This window comes from Bacteroides sp. MSK.20.12 (assembly GCF_019052435.1).
In the GTDB taxonomy this organism is placed as follows: Bacteria; Bacteroidota; Bacteroidia; order Bacteroidales; family Bacteroidaceae; genus Bacteroides; species Bacteroides xylanisolvens.
The window spans coordinates 23,038-43,391 of record NZ_JAHQVH010000045.1; the positions used below are offsets into that span (position 1 = coordinate 23,038).

General features: G+C 39.9%; 16 protein-coding genes. 8 read left to right on the plus strand and 8 right to left on the minus strand.

The features are described from left to right. The first annotated feature begins 150 nt into the window (after nt 1–150). The 7 genes from KTR06_RS19460 to KTR06_RS19490 all read left to right on the plus strand — a co-directional run bounded on the left by KTR06_RS19460 (nt 151) and on the right by KTR06_RS19490 (nt 6,155). The gene (locus tag KTR06_RS19460; RefSeq protein ID WP_008640217.1) at nt 151–324 is read left to right on the plus strand and encodes a hypothetical protein; all 174 of its coding nucleotides are present in this window, start codon (nt 151–153) and stop codon (nt 322–324) included. A 501-nt stretch (nt 325–825) separates the two neighbouring features. Next, on the plus strand, nt 826–1,677 hold the full coding sequence (locus KTR06_RS19465) for a hypothetical protein (protein ID WP_217290722.1): 852 nt from the start codon (nt 826–828) through the stop codon (nt 1,675–1,677). Nucleotides 1,678–1,710: 33 nt separating this feature from the next. Further along, nucleotides 1,711–2,376 (plus strand): hypothetical protein, encoded by a 666-nt coding sequence (locus KTR06_RS19470; RefSeq protein WP_004312881.1) that lies wholly within the window; start codon nt 1,711–1,713, stop codon nt 2,374–2,376. A gap of 135 nt (nt 2,377–2,511) precedes the next feature. Beyond that, nucleotides 2,512–3,165: a restriction endonuclease gene (locus tag KTR06_RS19475; protein ID WP_254306444.1), complete on the plus strand. Its 654-nt coding sequence runs from the start codon at nt 2,512–2,514 to the stop codon at nt 3,163–3,165. Between the two features lie 330 nt (nt 3,166–3,495). Further along, the gene (locus KTR06_RS19480; RefSeq protein ID WP_008022389.1) at nt 3,496–4,038 is read left to right on the plus strand and encodes a ferredoxin domain-containing protein; all 543 of its coding nucleotides are present in this window, start codon (nt 3,496–3,498) and stop codon (nt 4,036–4,038) included. Nucleotides 4,039–4,125: 87 nt separating this feature from the next. Beyond that, nucleotides 4,126–5,241, plus strand: coding sequence for an agmatine deiminase family protein (locus tag KTR06_RS19485; RefSeq protein WP_008022390.1), 1,116 nt, complete (start codon nt 4,126–4,128; stop codon nt 5,239–5,241). Between the two features lie 29 nt (nt 5,242–5,270). After that, complete coding sequence (locus KTR06_RS19490; RefSeq protein ID WP_217290723.1) at nt 5,271–6,155, plus strand: carbon-nitrogen hydrolase; 885 nt, start codon at nt 5,271–5,273, stop codon at nt 6,153–6,155. Between the two features lie 297 nt (nt 6,156–6,452). Here the strand turns inward: KTR06_RS19490 and KTR06_RS19495 are convergent, their stop codons facing one another. The 3 genes from KTR06_RS19495 to KTR06_RS19505 form a co-directional block, all read right to left on the minus strand. Next, nucleotides 6,453–6,842, minus strand: coding sequence for a GtrA family protein (locus KTR06_RS19495; RefSeq protein WP_032811763.1), 390 nt, complete (start codon nt 6,840–6,842; stop codon nt 6,453–6,455). Beyond that, nucleotides 6,839–8,602 carry an aspartate--tRNA ligase gene (gene aspS, locus KTR06_RS19500; protein ID WP_217290724.1) on the minus strand — a complete coding sequence of 588 codons (1,764 nt, stop codon included), beginning with the start codon at nt 8,600–8,602 and terminating at the stop codon, nt 6,839–6,841. Before aspS ends, KTR06_RS19495 begins: the two co-directional genes overlap by 4 nt. A gap of 108 nt (nt 8,603–8,710) precedes the next feature. Further along, nucleotides 8,711–9,736 carry a diacylglycerol kinase family protein gene (locus tag KTR06_RS19505; RefSeq protein WP_004312888.1) on the minus strand — a complete coding sequence of 342 codons (1,026 nt, stop codon included), beginning with the start codon at nt 9,734–9,736 and terminating at the stop codon, nt 8,711–8,713. A 219-nt stretch (nt 9,737–9,955) separates the two neighbouring features. On the opposite strand from KTR06_RS19505, the gene KTR06_RS19510 reads away from it, so the two are divergent. Next, a complete protein-coding gene (locus KTR06_RS19510; protein ID WP_004312889.1) occupies nt 9,956–11,140 on the plus strand; it encodes an aminotransferase class I/II-fold pyridoxal phosphate-dependent enzyme in 1,185 nt (394 codons plus the stop codon). 81 nt (nt 11,141–11,221) lie between these two features. Here the strand turns inward: KTR06_RS19510 and KTR06_RS19515 are convergent, their stop codons facing one another. From KTR06_RS19515 to KTR06_RS19535, 5 genes are read right to left on the minus strand one after another with little or no spacing between them, the layout of a single operon-like run. Next, nucleotides 11,222–13,543, minus strand: coding sequence for an ABC transporter permease (locus tag KTR06_RS19515; protein ID WP_049702812.1), 2,322 nt, complete (start codon nt 13,541–13,543; stop codon nt 11,222–11,224). 15 nt (nt 13,544–13,558) lie between these two features. Continuing rightward, nucleotides 13,559–15,904, minus strand: a complete 2,346-nt coding sequence (locus tag KTR06_RS19520; protein ID WP_008022400.1) for an ABC transporter permease — start codon at nt 15,902–15,904, stop codon at nt 13,559–13,561. A gap of 27 nt (nt 15,905–15,931) precedes the next feature. Next, the gene (locus KTR06_RS19525; protein WP_049702811.1) at nt 15,932–16,606 is read right to left on the minus strand and encodes an ABC transporter ATP-binding protein; all 675 of its coding nucleotides are present in this window, start codon (nt 16,604–16,606) and stop codon (nt 15,932–15,934) included. A 26-nt stretch (nt 16,607–16,632) separates the two neighbouring features. Continuing rightward, a complete protein-coding gene (locus tag KTR06_RS19530; RefSeq protein WP_117809831.1) occupies nt 16,633–19,029 on the minus strand; it encodes an ABC transporter permease in 2,397 nt (798 codons plus the stop codon). 13 nt (nt 19,030–19,042) lie between these two features. Then, complete coding sequence (locus tag KTR06_RS19535; protein WP_087323236.1) at nt 19,043–20,293, minus strand: efflux RND transporter periplasmic adaptor subunit; 1,251 nt, start codon at nt 20,291–20,293, stop codon at nt 19,043–19,045. Nucleotides 20,294–20,354 lie beyond the last annotated feature (61 nt).

The window sequence follows — 20,354 nt, forward strand, 5'->3', positions numbered from 1 at the left end:
ATGCGCATATCTATACAAGTGTGGGGTATTGTTTATTTGTTCCTTAGGTTTACCAGAACCTCCCGATAGATAAACAGACGACTCCACACTTTCTTTTTTATGTATAACCTCATTTTAGGGAGTCGAAATGATATTATAAATAGGATGTTTATGGAAAAAATTTCGGCAATTCCCAAACCTGAAATTGGAGTTAGGATTCTCCTTTCCCAAGAAGTTGGTGTAAAAAAACACAATGAAGATTTTTTAATTCTAACAGTGCTATTCTGTTTATTCATGTTATGTTGGATATTTGCGTTTTTAAATTTTATAGGAATAGATGTCTAATAATATAAACTTTGATTATATGGAAAACAATAATGAAATAAAAAAGATTGATTCTTCAATGGTTGAATGCCCCTTTTGTAGGAATGCAATAGAAGCTCCTTCTAAACCGGACGTTATATTCAAATGTCCCAAATGTTATAAGGAGCTTATTACTTATGATAAAAGTAATGGGCCTACACTAATTTATTCACAAAATTACACAACTCCCAATTGTAAAAATATGTCCTTAATTTATTGTAAAGATTGCGGGAAGCAAATATCAGATAGTGCTTCAAACTGTCCATTCTGTGGTTGTTCACAAAATAACATCTCATCTAATAATAACGAAATTAGTCTAAGTTATCTGTTCGTCAGTTTCTTAATACCACTGATTGGTCTGATTTTGTGCTTTACTTCATGGAATCGCCATGAAGGAAAAACAAAATCTGCTTTGATAGGTACATTAGTCGGAATCATATTTACAGCAATACTTTATTCTATTATCTAAACATATTCATTCTCATGAATAATTCTAAAAAGTTCATTTTATTTAGTATCATAGTTATAATAGGATTACTAATCATCTGGGGTATTTCTTTTCAGAAAGATTATCTCCCTGAATTCAATCCCAATGCAAGTGAAGAACAAAAGACAAACTGGATTAAGGCAAAAACAAAAGAATATATTAAAAACAATTTGTACGATAATGAAGAATATATAGCATTAAAATGGGAAAGAAGTGGTTATACTGATGATTTAGGTCATACAACTACGTATAGCACTTTTCATATACCTTCCGTTGAATGGAATACATTGCGCCTTTCACATACATTCAAAATAATCAATAAAAAAGGTTGTGAATCTCATTATTGTAAACATATTGAATTTAACAAAAAAGGGAATATTACAAATTTTGTCAATCGTATTGATGGAGAAGATTATACAGGGATAGAACAAATTACAGGTATGATACAAGGTCCATTAAGAAATAGTAATAACGAGGAGCTTATAATATGGGGAGAGGATATAGTAAGAAAACATATTTCAGAAAATCTGAATAACTCACAAAAATATATTCCTATAGAATGGACACTATATACAAAATTAACTTTAGAACGAAAAGTCTTTGATGCGTTGGATTTTACATTTTCTTCTATTAAACAAGTTGCTGATTTTCATCCTAACTGGATACACGCAGCATTATGTATTGAGCATAAATATATAATAGAAGGAAGAGATGGATATAAGCAAACAAAGCACAGCGTATTCATAATATCTCCCAAAGGAAAAGTTAAAGAAGTTTCCTACGGATATTTCTCTATTAGTAAAAGTGCAGAGGAACAGTACAAGCTATTATTCACCAATTTTTATTGATATAGAATTTGTCATACTTTAATATTATTGTTTATGAGAAAGTATATTTTTTTATTCCTGCTTTTATGTTTTACAACAAATGTTTTAGGACAAAATACGGAAAGTTCTCAAACGGAACAACATCAATTAGTTGAATGGTCAAAAAACTGTATCAAGGAGTTTTTCAATGCAGTATCATTATCGGATACTCTCATTCATGAACCTATTGAATGGATCTTAATTGTGCAAGACGCACGTTATCCCATAAAATTGAAAATGGAGGAGCAAAAAACAGACACACTTCGCGGTTGTATAAAACTTCTTGATAGCAGAGGAGTGTTTGACCAATATTTTGAAATATCAGAAGCCCCTGATGCATTTATAGCTGTATCATTGGTTCATAATATAAAATCCAAACGTACAGGTTTAAAAGTAGAATCAGGTGAAATTACATTCGTTCTTGATAATAAAGGAAAGGTATTGGAAATCAAGGACTATGTTAGACCTATGGCAATACGCCAAATGACGACAATGCTAGTGCTTGATAAGACAAAGCAACTATTAGCTGAAAACTTAGGTAAGGATATATTAAAGTTGGAATGGAAATTTCAATCTGATACTCAAAACTGGGTATTAGAAAATGATAATAAAATTATTTACCGATTGACACCTCTTGAAATTATCTATTTTGCTCAAAAATTTATGAGAAAAAGAAATTAGATTTATTTCTATTCAATCAATAGTTCGTTAAACATTTCCTTAACACTTATGCTACGTAAAGAATTGGAGAACTACATGACACATCACATAGAAGAACGAAAACATAACTTTCATCATTAAACTAATTTTATTTATATGAAACCAAGAGAATATGAAGAGTATATCCGAGAATTATTCAATAAACAAGGATATACCACTGAATTAACTCCACAAAGCGGAGATTATGGAATTGATATTTTTGCCACAAAAGGAAGGGAAAAGATAGCGATTCAAGTAAAAATGTACGGAAACTCTAGAAAAGTAAATAGAAGCATGATAATGGAGTTACATGGTGCAAAAGATTATTTTGGATGCAATAAAGCTATTTTAGTTACCAATGGAGAAATCATGCCTGATGCTATAGAAGTAGCCAACCGTCTACAAATAGATTTGCAAATAATTGATTATCCTGACAAAACAACCAAAACAGCAGAAGGTACCCTTTATTCATCAGCCTCCCCCAAAAAAGTACAAGATATAGAATCTAAGAGCTCAAACATTTTTTTTACCAATGAGGAATACACGTTCGATTCCATTTGGGAAACATACATTATGCCACTCAAAGGGAAAACTTTGTATAATAACCGAGGAAAAGAAAATATAATCACAAACGTAGATTGGGCAGGAATAACAAGAATAACCTCACAAGGAAACCCAGGTAAAATTGAAATAGAACATTTCAAAAATGCCATTAAAATACTATTAAAAAAGGAGAAATCACTCGGGATTATATCAACCAGAATTGCGTAAAACGAGCTTCTTCCGGTATTGTATTAATCTTGTCACAAGTACCATTCTTTAAGTTGGATGAAAACCCCTTAAGACTTACTTTTAAGTTGAAAGAATAAGTTTTACTTTCAAAAATGACAGTATCATACCTTGAAAAATGAACTTTAAGCGTAAGCACTCAGCCTGTTTCCTCTTTGATAAAATGAGATATTCGATGCGAAGGTTACGGACAGTGAAAGTGTAAACTACGAAAGTGTAAAGAAGCGATTTTCCCTTTTTTCTTTCATCGTTTAATGTAAAGTTTTCCAATTTTGATTTATCTTTGCCTCACTAATTAATTCAAGAAAAGTTATGATACTGAACGAAAGAGATGCCCGTCATGAGCATGTATTACAAGTAGCCCGCCAGATGATGACGGCTGCGCGTACTGCTCCGAAAGGAAAAGGAATCGATATTATCGAAGTGGCCCTAATCACGGATGAAGAGATTAAACAACTGTCGGACACTATGATAGCTATGGTAGAAGAACACGGAATGAAATTTTTCCTTCGTGATGCCGACAACATCTTAAGTGCCGAATGTGTTGTATTGATAGGAACACGCGAGCAGACACAAGGCTTAAACTGCGGTCATTGCGGCTTCACCACCTGCGACGGACGTACAGAAGGAGTTCCCTGCGCATTGAACAGCATAGATGTAGGTATCGCCATAGGTTCCGCCTGCGCTACGGCAGCCGATTTGCGTGTAGACACACGTGTGATGTTCTCTGCCGGACTAGCAGCACAACGTCTGAACTGGCTGAAAGACTGCAAGATGGTAATGGCCATCCCTGTAAGTGCATCCTCCAAGAATCCGTTCTTTGACCGGAAGCCAAAGCAGGAAGCGAATTCATAATAATGCGTAATGATGCGTAACAGGCACACTGACGACTGACGCAGACAATAAACTGATTTTATAAATAACTAAATAGATAATAGTCTAATGGGAATCATGGTTGGACTTCCCAGCCCAAGTGGCTCGGAGAAAGATTTGCAGCTGAATTTCGGCAAAAACATGACCGTGCAGGTAGAAATGAGAGTCCCTCATTTGCCCGCCGAATGGCATATGCAGAGTGGTATACAGTTGACATGGCCACACGCCGGTACAGACTGGGCATACATGCTGGCAGAAGTGCAAGAGTGTTTTATAAACATAGCCCGGGAAATAGCGAAGCGAGAGTTACTATTGATTGTCACCCCCGAACCGGAAGAAGTGAAAAAACAGATAGCCGCTACCGTCAACATGAACAACGTCCGCTTTCTGGAATGTGCCACCAATGACACATGGGCACGCGACCACGGAGCCATCACCATGATAGACACCGGCACCCCTTCCCTGCTCGACTTTACATTCAACGGCTGGGGACTGAAATTTGCTTCCGAACTGGATAATCAAATCACCAAACAAGCGGTAGAAGCCGGAGCCTTGAAAGGCCAGTATATAGACCGCCTCGACTTCGTTCTCGAAGGAGGCTCCATCGAAAGCGACGGAATGGGCACACTGCTCACTACCTCCGAATGCCTGCTTTCTCCCCAACGGAACGGGCGACTGAACCAGGTAGAGATAGAAGAATACCTGAAATCAACCTTCCACCTTCAAAAGGTTCTTTGGTTAGACCACGGCTATCTTGCCGGTGATGACACTGACAGCCACATCGACACTTTGGCACGTTTCTGTTCTACCGACACCATTGCTTACGTAAAATGCGACGACAAAGAAGACGAACACTACCAAGCATTACTCGCAATGGAGGAACAACTGAAAACATTCCGCACCTTAGCAGGAGAACCCTATCGCCTGTTAGCCTTACCGATGGCGGACAAGATCGAAGAAGACGGCGAACGCCTGCCCGCAACTTACGCCAACTTCCTGATTATGAACGAAGTTATTCTCTACCCGACATACCATCAGCCAGCGAATGACCAAAAAGCAAGAGATGTGTTACAACAAGCATTTCCAGGGCATCAGATAATCGGAATAGACTGCCGTGCCCTGATTAAGCAACACGGTTCCCTGCATTGTGTCACCATGCAATACCCATTGGGAGTTATAAAATAACGAATGAATCAACCAAGTAATTATTCATCATGAAAAAGATAAAAGTCGGAATCATCCAACAATCCAATACCGCAGATATTCGGGTCAACCTGATGAACCTCGCAAAGAGTATCGAGGCTTGCGCTGCTCACGGTGCGCAACTGATTGTGCTTCAAGAGCTACACAATTCACTTTATTTCTGCCAGACAGAAAACACCAACCTGTTTGATCTGGCTGAACCCATTCCCGGACCATCCACAGGCTTTTATTCCGAGTTGGCAGCCGCCAATAAAGCAGTCCTTGTCACCTCTCTTTTTGAGAAACGTGCCCCCGGACTATATCATAACACCGCTGTTGTGTTCGACCGCGACGGAAGCATTGCGGGTAAATACCGGAAAATGCATATTCCCGATGATCCGGCTTACTACGAAAAATTCTATTTCACTCCCGGAGACATCGGTTTTGAACCTATTCAAACCTCTTTAGGAAAGCTGGGCGTACTGGTATGCTGGGATCAATGGTATCCGGAAGCTGCCCGCCTGATGGCACTGAAAGGTGCGGAACTTTTAATTTATCCTACTGCCATCGGCTGGGAAAGCAGTGACACGGACGACGAAAAAGCCCGCCAACTCAACGCCTGGATTATTTCGCAGCGTGCCCATGCCGTTGCCAATGGTCTTCCTGTTATCTCCGTCAACCGTGTAGGACACGAGCCCGATCCTTCCGGACAGACAAACGGCATCCTATTTTGGGGAAACAGTTTCGTAGCAGGACCGCAAGGAGAATTTCTAGCACAAGCCGGAAACGATCATCCGGAAAACATGGTAGTGGAAATAGATATGGAACGCTCGGAAAACGTCCGCTGCTGGTGGCCTTTCCTCCGTGATCGCCGGATTGACGAATACGAAGGACTTACCAAACGCTTCCTCGATTAAAGTTCAATGCAGAAGTTCTCCAATAAAGTTCACTCCCAAAGACATAAGAGAGGATATTTATAAATATCACAACACCAAAAAGGAACTGTCTAACGAATTCTAAATATTGAAAATCACCCACGCTACAGATAGTTATAGCGTGGGTGAATTTATTAATGAGGGACTTGTCAGACAGTCCCTATTATATTTATTATGTGAGAAATGTCCCTGATACAGTAAGGAAATAAAAAGGGCACAGAGTCAAAATCTAAATTTAAAACTCTGTGCCCTTTCTATATATTATATTTAATAACTATTTCATTGAAAAGTTATTTTCTTGTTGGCTAGGAAATTAGCTCCTCCATAAATAAACAATCCCAAGAATTGAGCCAGATATTCATTCACGTCCAGTCCTTCTACCAATAAGATAAGAAATAAAAACTGTGCGGTGTAAGCCACGGCAAAAGCAGAACAAAAGAGCAGTATCTGTTTCCAGATACTATTCTTTTTATTTTCTACAGGGAATATCCAGTATTTGCACCAGAGAAAGTTATGGATTTGAGCTATCAGATACGCTGTTATATTAGCCACCATATAGTCGCCGTCAAATGACATTTCTTTCATCATTAACCATACAACCAACGCCATAATCAAAGCGTTCATTGTACCGATGACTATAAAACGGAATATGCGTACAGATTCTTTCACTCGCCCTCTTTCAAATCTACGATCAAATTCAGTTCATCAAGCTGGCTCTGGTCGATTGCAGAGGGTGCGTCCAGCATTACATCACGTCCGGAATTATTTTTCGGGAACGCAATACAGTCGCGTATAGAATCCAATCCTGCAAACAAAGACACCCAACGGTCGAGTCCGTATGCCAAACCACCGTGAGGAGGCGCACCATACTTAAAGGCATTCATCAGGAAGCCAAACTGTGCCTCTGCCTTCTCCGGAGTGAATCCAAGAATCTCGAACATCTTCGCCTGCAATTTCGCATCGTGGATACGGATAGATCCGCCGCCAACTTCCACACCGTTGATTACCATATCGTATGCATCTGCACGTACAGCAGCCGGATCAGTGTCCAACATCGGAATGTCTTCCTCTTTCGGATGAGTAAACGGATGATGCATAGCCATCAGGCGTCCTTCCTCCTCGCTCCATTCGAACATCGGGAAGTCAATCACCCAAAGGCAAATAAACTTATTCTTATCACGCAATCCCAGTTGAGCACCCATTTCCAGACGAAGCTCACAAAGTTGTTTACGTGTTTTCATTACATCGTCGCCAGACAGAATCAGAATCAAATCACCCGGTTTAGCTCCGAATGCTTCTTTCATTTGCTGGAGCACCTCCTGCGCATAGAATTTATCTACACTCGATTTCACCGTTCCGTCGGCTTCCACACGGGCATAAACCATTCCTTTCGCACCAATCTGCGGTTTCTTTACAAATTCGGTCAATGCATCCAGCTGCTTGCGGGTATAAGTCGCAGCACCTTCGGCACAGATACCACCCACATAAGCCGCATTATCGAATACAGAGAATCCGTGACCTTTCATGATATCCATCAGTTCCACGAATTTCATGCCGAAACGCAAATCCGGTTTATCGCTACCATAATATTTCATGGCGTCCGCCCAAGACATACGTTGGAATGGTTCATTCAGTTCCACACCACGAAGAGTCTTAAACAAATGTTTAGCCATTCCTTCGAAAGTAGTGATAATATCTTCTTGCTCAACGAAGCTCATTTCACAGTCGATCTGTGTAAATTCCGGCTGACGATCGGCACGTAAGTCCTCGTCGCGGAAACATTTCGCAATCTGGAAATAACGGTCGAAACCGGAAACCATCAACAACTGTTTTAAGGTCTGCGGAGACTGCGGAAGTGCGTAGAACTGTCCCGGATTCATACGTGACGGCACCACGAAGTCGCGTGCGCCTTCAGGAGTAGAACCGATCAAAACGGGCGTTTCCACTTCGATGAAACCCAGACTATCCAGATATTTGCGAACTTCAATTGTCATTTTATGACGCAGTTCCAAATTGGAACGTACAGCGTTACGGCGTAAATCCAGATAACGGTATTTCATGCGGATATCATCCCCCCCATCCGTGTTATCTTCGATAGTGAACGGAGGAGTCATGGCAGTATTTAGTACGTTCAGTTCGGAAACAATGATTTCAATGTCTCCGGTAGGAATGTTTGCATTCTTGCTGAAACGTTCATTAACCGTTCCTGTCACTTGAATGACGAACTCACGTCCCAATTTATTAGCACGTTCACAGAGTTCAGCATTAATTTCTTCATTAAAAACCAATTGGGTAATTCCGTAACGGTCGCGAAGGTCAATGAAAGTCATCCCTCCCATCTTACGGCTGCGCTGTACCCATCCGGACAGCGTGACTTGCTTGTTTACATCAGAGATTCTAAGTTCTCCACATGTGTGCGTTCTAAACATATATTTTTTATTTAAACGATTATCACTCGCGTTTTTATTTTGATCGAACCAAAACTGCGCAAAAGTACGCAATAATTTGTAATTCGGTGTCAGTAATCCGTTATTTTATCAGACTTTCTTTGTCAGCTTTTTCAATATTTTCTTGTTTCTATCTGTTATATTGTCGACGATGGCTTCATTCATCAATTTGATGCCATTCATATATTCCTGCGCTCTTTGGAGCACATTGGCTGCGTCCTTTTCCGATGCTCGTGGCACTACCACGCGCAATCCTCTTTGAATCAGTTGAATATTTACATTGGCATCCGTTTCCATGGGGTCACCATCAAAATGCACGACGCCCGGAGTAGTCCGGCGGATGCACAACTGTTTGCAGCGGAAAGTCTTGATACGGCTATTCTGATCGATTGTTTTATTGAATAATTGAAAGGCCAATGAAGGAACGTCCAATACGGTGAACGGTTCGAGAATGGTCACATCCAGCAAACCATCTGTCAGAGTGGCTTGTGGTGCGATATAAGCATTGTTTCCATATTGCGACGCGTTTCCGCAGGCAATCAGGAAGGCTTTATACTTGGAGACTCCGTTTTCCGTTTCCAGTTCATACGTTTCCGGCTCATATTTAAGACTTTCCTGCAGGGTTTTCTCCAGATAAGTCAATAGCCCCCGTTTACCGGCATGCGCAAACTTCAGACTGACAAACGCGTCGAATCCCACTCCGCAAGTGCAGAAAAAATCTGTACCGTTGATCTTACCATAATCTATCACATCCATGCAACCTTCGTTCAGCACTTCCAATGCTCTCTTCGGTTCCATCGGTATATGCAGATGCCTCGCCAGTCCATTGCCCGATCCGCAGGGAATAATTCCCAGTGCGGTATCAGTATGCACCAACGAACGAGCTATTTCATTGATCGTTCCGTCCCCACCGATAGCCACTACTATATCTGTTTTCTCTTCGGCAGCTTTGGCAGCTATTTCTACTGCATGACCGGCTCTTTCCGTATACACTACTTCCCAAGAGTATCTCGCCTTGTCTATTTTTTCGTCCAGCAAGTTAAGAATCAATTCTTTACTTTGTGTTCCCGAAATAGGATTGACGACGAATTTTATTTTTTTCATTCTTTCGTTCATGCTATTCTTGTCGATTGTAGACGACAAAAGTAATATAAATATCTTAAATTTTAATCTATTAGAGGTTTCTAATCATACGAGAGCAACTTTTTTCTCTTAAAAAGAACAGATAAAAGCAAATTTTGTTATCTTTGCCCCCTGTTTTTAAACACTTGTTAAGATAAAAGGATGTAAGATCGTCAGCGAACGATCTGAGTATGAGTATAAAAATTATAATTCATGGGATTATTACAAGAGAAGTTAGCTAAGTACGACCTGCCACAAAAGTTTATGGCACAGGGCGTTTACCCATATTTCCGTGAGATAGAAGGAAAGCAGGGTACAGAGGTAGAAATGGGCGGACACGAAGTGTTGATGTTCGGTTCCAATGCATACACTGGCCTTACGGGAGATGAAAGAGTGATTGAAGCAGGTATCAACGCCATGCATAAATATGGTTCCGGTTGCGCAGGCTCGCGCTTCTTGAATGGTACGCTTGACCTGCACGTTCAGTTGGAAAAAGAACTGGCTGCCTTTGTAGGCAAAGACGAAGCACTCTGCTTCTCAACCGGTTTTACGGTGAATTCCGGAGTTATTCCTGCTTTGACAGACCGCAATGATTATATCATTTGCGATGACCGCGACCACGCATCTATCGTAGATGGCCGTCGTCTCTCCTTCTCTCAACAATTAAAATATAAGCATAACGATATGGCGGATCTGGAAAAGCAACTTCAAAAGTGCAATCCGGATTCAGTGAAACTAATCATAGTGGACGGTGTGTTCTCTATGGAAGGTGACTTGGCAAACTTGCCCGAAATCGTACGCTTGAAACATAAATACAACGCTACCATCATGGTAGACGAAGCTCACGGCTTGGGCGTATTCGGAAAACAAGGACGTGGCGTCTGCGACCATTTCGGTCTGACTCACGAGGTTGATTTGATTATGGGTACTTTCAGCAAGTCACTGGCTTCTATCGGCGGATTTATCGCCGCTGATTCTTCTATCATTAACTGGTTACGTCACAACGCACGTACTTATATTTTCAGTGCATCCAACACTCCGGCTGCTACTGCATCTGCTCTCGAAGCTCTCCACATCATCCAAAATGAACCGGAAAGACTTGAAGCATTGTGGGAAGCTACCAACTATGCATTGAAACGTTTCCGTGAAGCTGGCTTTGAAATCGGTGCAACAGAATCACCTATCATCCCTCTTTACGTACGTGACACGGAAAAAACGTTTATGGTTACCAAATTAGCTTTTGATGAAGGTGTATTCATCAATCCGGTTATTCCGCCGGCATGTGCACCGCAAGATACTTTGGTGCGCGTAGCATTAATGGCTACTCATACAAAAGATCAAATAGACCGTGCTGTAGAAAAGCTAGTTAAGGCATTTAAAGCATTGGATCTTTTATAATCTACGAGAAATATATCACTCATTATTGGGTGAATAAAATGAAGTCTGACACAAATCAATGTGCCAGACTTTTATTTTATCTTATTCACTCTTGAGTACTTCTGCTGGATTTTGCTGGGCGGCTTTCCACACGCGCCAGATGATGCTTAAGAAAATGACAAGGCCCATTCCTATAAATATAACTGCATATAACCACCATTCCATCGGTGTTTGCTTTATATAATTTTCAAGCCAATGCTTCATCATAGCATATCCTAGCGGAAAAGCAAAGAACGATGAAAGTACAAGTAAAAATAAATATTCTTTAAAGAATAGATTCAAGATTATTCCTATATTTGCTCCATTTACCTTGCGTATAGCTATTTCTTTACGACGTTGCTGACAGGATAAAGTCACTAACGAGAATATACCAAATACCGCAATTAATATACAAATAGCAGAAACCACACTCAACAGTTTGCACAATGTTCTCTCTGATTTCATGTAAGCGTCGTAAACTTTTTCAATATTAGACAACATCAATTCTGCATTTGGATTAACTTTATTCACTTCCGCTTTTATCTTTTCAGAAACAATATTCCAAGTTCCCTCTTTCACTTTGAATATAATACCTCCTCTGTCTCTACTATCTGGTAAATGAAACATAGCAGGAGCTACCGGATGTATTGGAGCATTATATGAAATATTTTTAATAACACCTTTCACTATACATTGCTTTCCTAATTTTCCCATTTTCTTTCCAATCGGTTGTGTCCATCCGAAAGCTTTCATAGCAGCTTCATTTATAACAACCATATCTTTTCCATCCTTTTCATCCAGCATACTTCCATTCAACACCTCTACTCCAAAGAAATCGGCATAGTCCTGATTAATCGTTTCATCTTCCAATTCAATATATTGTTCACTATCAGCGACCTTTCCATCCCATTCCTTTACCCTATATATTGAATAAAACATCTTAGGAATAGGTGTATGAAAACCATTCAAACATTCTGATACCTCTGGTATCTGACTTACAATTTCTTTGAAAGGGATATTTTCAGAGCAATAAACAACTGCTCCTACATTATGCCGTTCTATTCCAAGTTCTCTAGTATTTAGTAAAAAATGAAGTTGCATCATCATTACCAGAGTACAAAAAACAAAGCCTATACCGATAAACAGCTGAAATAAAATGCTACTCTTATAAAACCAGCCGGAGAGATGAAGATTGGATTTCTTGTTTATATTACTAAGTAGAGTTCGCCTGCTGATGTATCGTATAAGCAGAGATGCAAAACCAACTGTCACGGCAATCAATGATAGTATATAAACAAATACTTCAATATAAAAAAATGAAGTACCCTCATCAATTTGTGACAAACGTTTAAAAGTGGGTAGGATAAGCTCTATCAATACCAACCCTATTCCTGAAGATAAAATTAGTAATAAAACAAGTTCTGTAAGAAGTAAAGTGAGTAACCCACCATTTGATGAACCATTGACTTTCCTCAACGCTAACTCACGTTTACGCATCCGGATACGAGTTATCAACATTGTTAAATAATTACATATTCCACAAATTATAACCAAACCGCTAATACATACAAAAAGACAAATATGATTCAACTTCACATTCACATCTTCCCTCGGATGACTACTCCGCAATGTGGATAATGGAGCAATAAGCGTAGAATTTGGATATTTATGGCCATCTTGTTGTACTTCATATTCTGACAACCTCTGTTTCAATGCTTCTATATCACAGTTGGGATAAATACGAAAAAGCGTTTGGCATCGTTGGTTCCCCCAATTGGGGTTTGTATCATGAAATGGCAATAATATATCAAATGAAAACAAAGAGTGTCCTTCCCATGACTTTACAACTGCAACGATTATTTTTTCTTCGTTACTTTCCTCTAAAATCAAGTGTTTACCTATCGGAGATTCTTTCCCAAATATTCGCTTTGCCATATTTTCTGTTATAGCAATTTCATCCTTTTTTAGCTGTAGATGGTTATCTCCATCCAATACTTTAATATTGAACATTGAAATAAAGTTTGAATCTACCTCTATACGTCGTACCACAAACTCGGCATCCTCATTCTTAATTTTTTTTTCATCCCAATCATAATAAATGCGACATACTTTCTCTATCTCCGGACAATTCTTTGCCAAATAATCAGCTAAAAAACTAGATGAATTATAGGTAAATCCGTCTCCATAAAGATGAAAGCTACTGCCTGCCAAATAAATGCGATCAGCTCCTTCATGAAAATTATCATAAGTCATTTCATAATGAATCCATAATACCGATAGCGCAAAACAAGTAAAGCCAACTGCTAATCCGATAATACTAACAAAACTTTGTGGCTTATACTTCATCAGATTGCGAAAGGCTACTTTTAGATAGTGTTTTATCATGATATTGTTATTTTATTATTCGTTTTTGATTACTTCTGCCGGATTCTGTCGCGCCGCTTTCCACACTCGTCCAATGATACAAAGTAAAATGATGACTGCTACGACAACAAAAATACTTATATATATCCAACCATCCATTGTTGTCCGTCTTACATAACTCTCGATCCAATGACTCATCACCACATATCCTATCGGAAATGCAACAACGGCAGATATGGTCATCAACAACAAATACTCTTGGAAAAACATACGCAGGATATGACAGACCTGTGCTCCGTTCACTTTACGTATAGCAATTTCCTTTTGACGTTGTTCACACGATAAAGTAACCAATGAAAAGACTCCGAATATGGAGATGATAACACATGTCAATGATACGATACTCAATAATTTCATCAATGCATCTTCGGAGCGGAGATACTTATCATATTCCTTTTCTTCATTAAACAATCGCATATAAGCATTTGGAAATTCGTCTTTATACAGTTTCTCTATTGCTTCACGGCATTCATTCCAGGCACCTTCTCTAAATTTAAAAAGGATACTGGCTCGATTCAGCAGATACTCCTGTGCCTTGGGATGTTGAAATGCAATAAGCCCCGGTTTACTTGTAGGAGAGCGATAACTAAAGTTCTTTACCACTCCGACAACTTTATAGGCACTACGCTGACCGTTCCACTCATAATAGAAACTTTTTCCCAAGGCCTGTTTCCAACCAAATCTCCGGCATGTATTTTCATCTATCACGACATCATTCCCTTGATTCTTATCTGATATAAACTCACCTTCCAATAACTTCAAGCCGTAAAATTCAAAAAAATCTTCTTTGGCAGGCATCATACCGATAGTGAGAGATTCCTCCGATATTTTGAGAAGATCATCCCAATTATTTATTTCGATATACATCATCGGACCTGTAGGAATAATCGGGAAATATGAGGGAGGCAACGTTTCTGTTACCATGGGTAAAGCTTTTATTTTCTCTTCCCATTGTTTGATGTCTCCATTCCATAAGGCAACGTTACCTATATTATGACGCTCCATACCTAAATCAGTATTCTTCAGGAAGTAAAGTTGCTTCATAATCATTACTGTGCAAAAGATAAAAACAAGGCTGACTATTAACTGTATCACAATGCCTGTCTTACGAAACAAGTAAGGTCTCGCAGATCCCCCCTTTCCTTTTATTGCTTCCTGCAATGTCCGGCGACGAAAGTAAGACAATGGTATTTGTGCAAACAGGAAAGACAGAATGATTACAATCAGAAGATATAGAATGATTTCCCCATAATACGAATCAGCTTCTATTTGAGTGAAATTCAAGAAATAAGGCATGCTTATCTCTATCATCAATAATCCACCCGCCAAAGCTATGCACAAAATCATCAACAGTTCAATGGCAAATTGAACGGACAAAGCGTTATTACTGGCACCATTCACTTTACGAAGTGCCATTTCATGACTGCGCATATAAAGCCGGCTGATATAAAGAGTCAGGTAATTGAATAGTGAACAGATGATAACTAATCCACCAGCTAAGGAAAAATAGAAAATATAGCTGAAGGAAATGACAACATCGATTTTGGAAACATAATCAGAATAACGCAAAGCTGAAATCCGGGTTATCAGAAGATCCGAAAGTTCACTCTCTTTTTGAATATCTGAAAGATCCATGGTACTTATTTTTTTCCAGAATGTATCCATATCCATCCCTGCACGAACACGAATAAATAATTGTTCAGGACCACTTTTCCATCGAGGACTGTGCCTGGCTGCGACTAATACACTATACGGAATATTGGAATGGCGGGACCATCCACTCACAATTGCCCCTATTTGACGGGAACGTCCGTTTACCTCCATTTCTTTTCCCAAAGCATCATCCTCACTACCAAAAAGCTTTTTAGCAAACTCTTCCGTTACTGCAATTTCAGGATTATTTTCTTTCAAGAAGTTGACAGTTCCTTTCAGTAACTGTATATGAAAGAAGTTCATAAAAGCAGAATCTGCCGCAGCCATTACTACTTCATACTCATCATTTTCCATGCGGATTTTCACATTCTGATGTATAGAAGTAGTAGCCTTTGCTTCTATTTCCGGCATTTTTTCCTGAAGATAGGCTGCCAAAGGGTAAGGAGTTGAATTGGATATATGTTCCGGAATATCAGTATAATGTGCACGTACCATATAAATACGTTCAGCCCCTTTATGGAAAGTATCATAAGTCATCTCATAACGAATCCATAATACCGATAGCGCAAAACAGGTGAAGCCGACTGCCAGTCCAATGATACTGACAAGGCTTTGTGTCTTGTATTTCATCAGATTGCGAAAGGCTACTTTCAGATAGTGTTTTATCATGATATATTCTTTATTGATAGCTTGTGTTTACATACTAACTTCAGTCACCACCTGTCCGTCAAACAGGTTTATGATACGGTCGGCATAACCGGCATCATGTTGTGAATGGGTCACCATGACGATGGTGGTTCCCTCATTATTCAGTTCGCTCAACAGTCCCATCACTTCTTTACCGTTTTTGGAGTCCAGATTACCGGTCGGTTCATCAGCCAGAATCAGTTTAGGGTTTGCCACGACGGCACGGGCAATAGCGACGCGTTGCTGCTGACCACCGGAGAGTTGTTGCGGAAAATGCTTGCTACGATGGGTGATAGCCATTCTCTCCATAGCTGCCTCTACCCTCCTTTTCCGTTCGGAAGCGGAAATACCCATATAGAGTAAAGGTAGTTCGATGTTTTCGTATACATTCAACTCGTCTATCAGATTAAAGCTCTGAAACACAAACCCTATCACACCTTTGCGAAGACTGGTACGTTGCGATTCGGTATACCGAGAGACTTCCGTTCCATTCAGGTAATACTCCCCTCCTGTCGGGTTATCGAGCAGCCCCAAAATGTTGAGCAATGTTGACTTACCACAGCCGGAGGGCCCCATGATGGCTACAAATTCGCCTTGTTTCACTTCGATACTGACGTTATTCAACGCCCAAGTTTCTACTTCTTCCGTTTTGAAAATCTTCTGTAAGTTAATGGTCTTAATCATAACTGTATTGTTTTAGAATTATATTTTTATTCGTTTTTGATTACTTCTGCGGGATTGATACGTGCAATCTTCAGTATTTTAAAAATAATGGTGATTACTGTTAATAAGGTTACTCCCCCAAATATGCTTCCCCAGTATAATATTCCATCATTAAAGAATACGGTGTACATTTGTTTCCACAGTTGCAATACCACGTAAATGAGCGGAAAAGCGATGGCGGCAGTCGCTACCAGCAAAATCAGGTACAAACGTGCAAATAACCAGATGATAGAACATATTCCAGCTCCGTTCACTTTGCGAATGGCAACTTCTTTCTGGCGCCATTCTGTATCAAGCGTAATACTGGAATACACTCCCAACAGGGTAATGATAATACTTACAATTGCAAAAAATGAGATGATGTCTTTCAGGATATATTCCAGTGCCTGCACTTCGTACAAATCATCCTGAAATGTACGTACTTGGGAGGGAATATTCTCTGGCAGCACTTCACGACGGATAGTCTCAATCCATTTAATTACTGCTTTTTGCTGTTCGGGATAACATTTCACATAGCAGTGTCCTACGTATTCGGAAGAATCATAAAGTGTGAAAGCAAATCCGCCATTATGATTATGTACATCTGTCTGAAAGGGGGCGCATACTCCACAAACGGTAAAATCACTGGTCCAGTCGTAGAAGTTCATTCCGATGATATCTCTCTTTTGTCTTTTCTGCCAAACTTCATCCATTACGAGATCCTTTTTTGTCCGGATCGTCCTACCCTCCGTCATCGGAATGTTCATGAAGGTGAAGAAATTCAATGGTACACACATTACATTGATATCAATCCAAGAGTTATCATTTCCCTTCTCCGTCATTAATAAGTTTCCGGATACTCCGTGAGTATAGGATATGTCAGATAACAAAATATCTTTCACACCGGCATGCTGCCTGAAACGTTCCACCATTTCGAGTTTCTCTTTATTCTCTAGGAATGAATAGTCCAGCGGTATACTAAGAATCGCTTCTTTATCTTCCTGACTTAACGTATGGAATAAGGTTTCAGTCATCTTTCCCGATTGTAGGAACAGGCTGACGGTCAGCGCTACGAATACCCAACAAATTAAAAATTGGATGCCAAGCATAAAGTTACGTCCCCATTGTTTCCCACGACGCTTTTGGCCTCCATATATACCTGTTTGTATGGAAAATCTGCGAATACGGACAGAGACGAGCAAGCAGACTGCCACACAAAGTAACACAAGCAAAACAATGTATTGCAGAATATGCTTTAGAAGTGTTTCAGAAGGGAAATTCATTGTGAGACCTGGTAAAGAAAAATCCATTCTATCACCAATCAGCTCCACACCCCATACAACCAGAAACGAGGATGCAAATACGACAATCAGAGATTGTATTAATAACAGGCAGAACAGCCGTTTCCAGTCAGCACCAAGCATTTTCATTATAGCGTATTCCTTAGTGCGATTCAAGAAAGAGCCGATGAGAAAATGAAAGAAATTAATCAATCCGACCAGCAATATCAATGTACCGACGATTCCGGTGACCCATCCCAAAATATAAGCACCTTTCTCCTGCGATAGGTTTCCTATATAGCGGGCAATAACGGTATAAGTCTGGTTATATAAGATATAAGTATAGTCGCGCTTGGAGAATTGTTTTTCGAAATCGGTAATGCCAGCCTGCGGAGATAACAAAACGTATGTCCGAGCCCCCGTTATATCATTACGTTTCGGACTCTGAAAAAGTCCTTCACTGTCGTTGATAACCAATGCATCGATATGACACATAAAACTAAAACCATTGTTCAGCGGAATATCTTCCATCACTGCTTGCACTGTGTACACAATACCTCCTGCCTTCGGGGTACTGTCCGGAGAAGTATAAAGCCGTTCTGTTAGAGTCAGGTGTTTGCCAATGGCAGTTTCCACCTGACCAAATATCTTTATGGCAGTGGACCGGCTTATAATAACAGCATTCGGCATCCGACTTGCTGTCTGCCAGCTACCAACTACTATTTGTGGAGTAAAGACTTTATCGTATAGGGTATCTACTTCCATGATTTCAAGATCGTATGGCAATGATTTATCCGAAGATAGTTCAACCAGAAAAGAACGCTCACGGGAATATGCCATACAGGAAATCGCTTCCACTTCGCCCATAGCCCAAGTACGAAGTTCTTCGGATAACGCTACTTGTGTACCGGAAAAATAATCCCCAGTCTGTTCATTATAAAAATTTAGTTCTGCTATGCGGGAATAATTATCAAAACAATGATTGGTGGATTCTACAAAACGGCTGCAATACATACATACGCTGAAACACAGTAGTCCTACTGCCAATCCGATGACAGAGATTATATTCTGCACCTTGTACTTCCACAAGTTTCTAAATGCTACTTTTATATAATGTAAAGTCATAAATTATATGTGTTTATTTCAAAATCAACTCTTCTGCATCCCCAAAGGTATCATATCCGGTTGTAATTACCCAATCTCCCGGCTGTAAACCTTCTACTATTTCATATTGCTGCGGATTTTGGCGACCAATACTCAATGGCACACGGACTGCTTTTGTCTTTGATGCATTTACTTTGTAAATCCATTGTCCGCCTGTAGACTGGTAGAAGTTGCCTCGCGGAATAATGAGTGCTTGCTCCGGCTGTCCCAATTCAATCTGCACACGGAAGCTCTTGCCAACCCGTACATTATCGGGCATATCTCCTGTAAAGACAAGATCGACATCAAACATACGGTCTTTCACTTCGGGAACCACTTTTGTTATTTTCAGCGGATATTTGTTTCCCTGATAATTCACTGTAGCCGGTAATCCGGTGGTGATCCTGTCAATGTAATATTCACTAAGTGAAGTGTGGATTTTGTATTGGTCTAATACTTTTATTTCAGCAATACTTTCACCAGAGGAAACCTGTTGCCCCGGAGTGACCTTTACAAAACTAAGCTGGCCTTTCAAGGGAGCTGTAATCACCAAACTATTCAACCGTTCGCAAGTACGTTCATACTTCTTCCGTTCCCGCTCCCGGTCGTTACGGATCAGTTCCTTGCGTATCATCGTAACGGCAGAATCATGCCGCAGACTCTCTTGCTGCAGGGCTGCATTTTTCAGTTTGTAGCCGTATTCATCTTCTGCTACCTGCAATTGAGCTTTACTCTTCACGCCCATCTGGAATTCTTCGCGGTCGAGAGCGATGCTTTTTTTCAGGCGTTCCAATTCGTAGTTGTTGGTAAGGGCTTGCTGTTTCAGGTTCAGACTTTTTTGTTCCATTTCAATCTCCTGCTCCTGATAGGTAATCATTTGCTTTTCCCACTCGTCGCGCTGGTCTTCAATACTACGAAGCAAATCGGGATTGGAAAGAACAAGAATAGTGTCTCCCTGTTGAAGCAAACTTCCCTCTTCACCGACAATTCTTTCCACACTTCCTGCTTCACGGGTATTGATCTTGATGGTTAGTATAGGCTGAATGAGCCCTTCCACGTCCACATATTCCATGAAATTAGACACTTTTACTTCTGCAATCTGTATATCTTCGGCATCTATCCGCAGTTTTCTGGGACCTAAAGACAAAGTAATCACATAAATCAGGAAGGCGACAAACAATATCCCTCCTATCAGATAGTATCTGTAACGAATGTACCACGGTTTCTTTTCTAATTTTATATCCATGAAATTATCTGGTGTTTTACAAGTTTCTACTAGCTATGATTCAATTTCTATTCTTTACTGA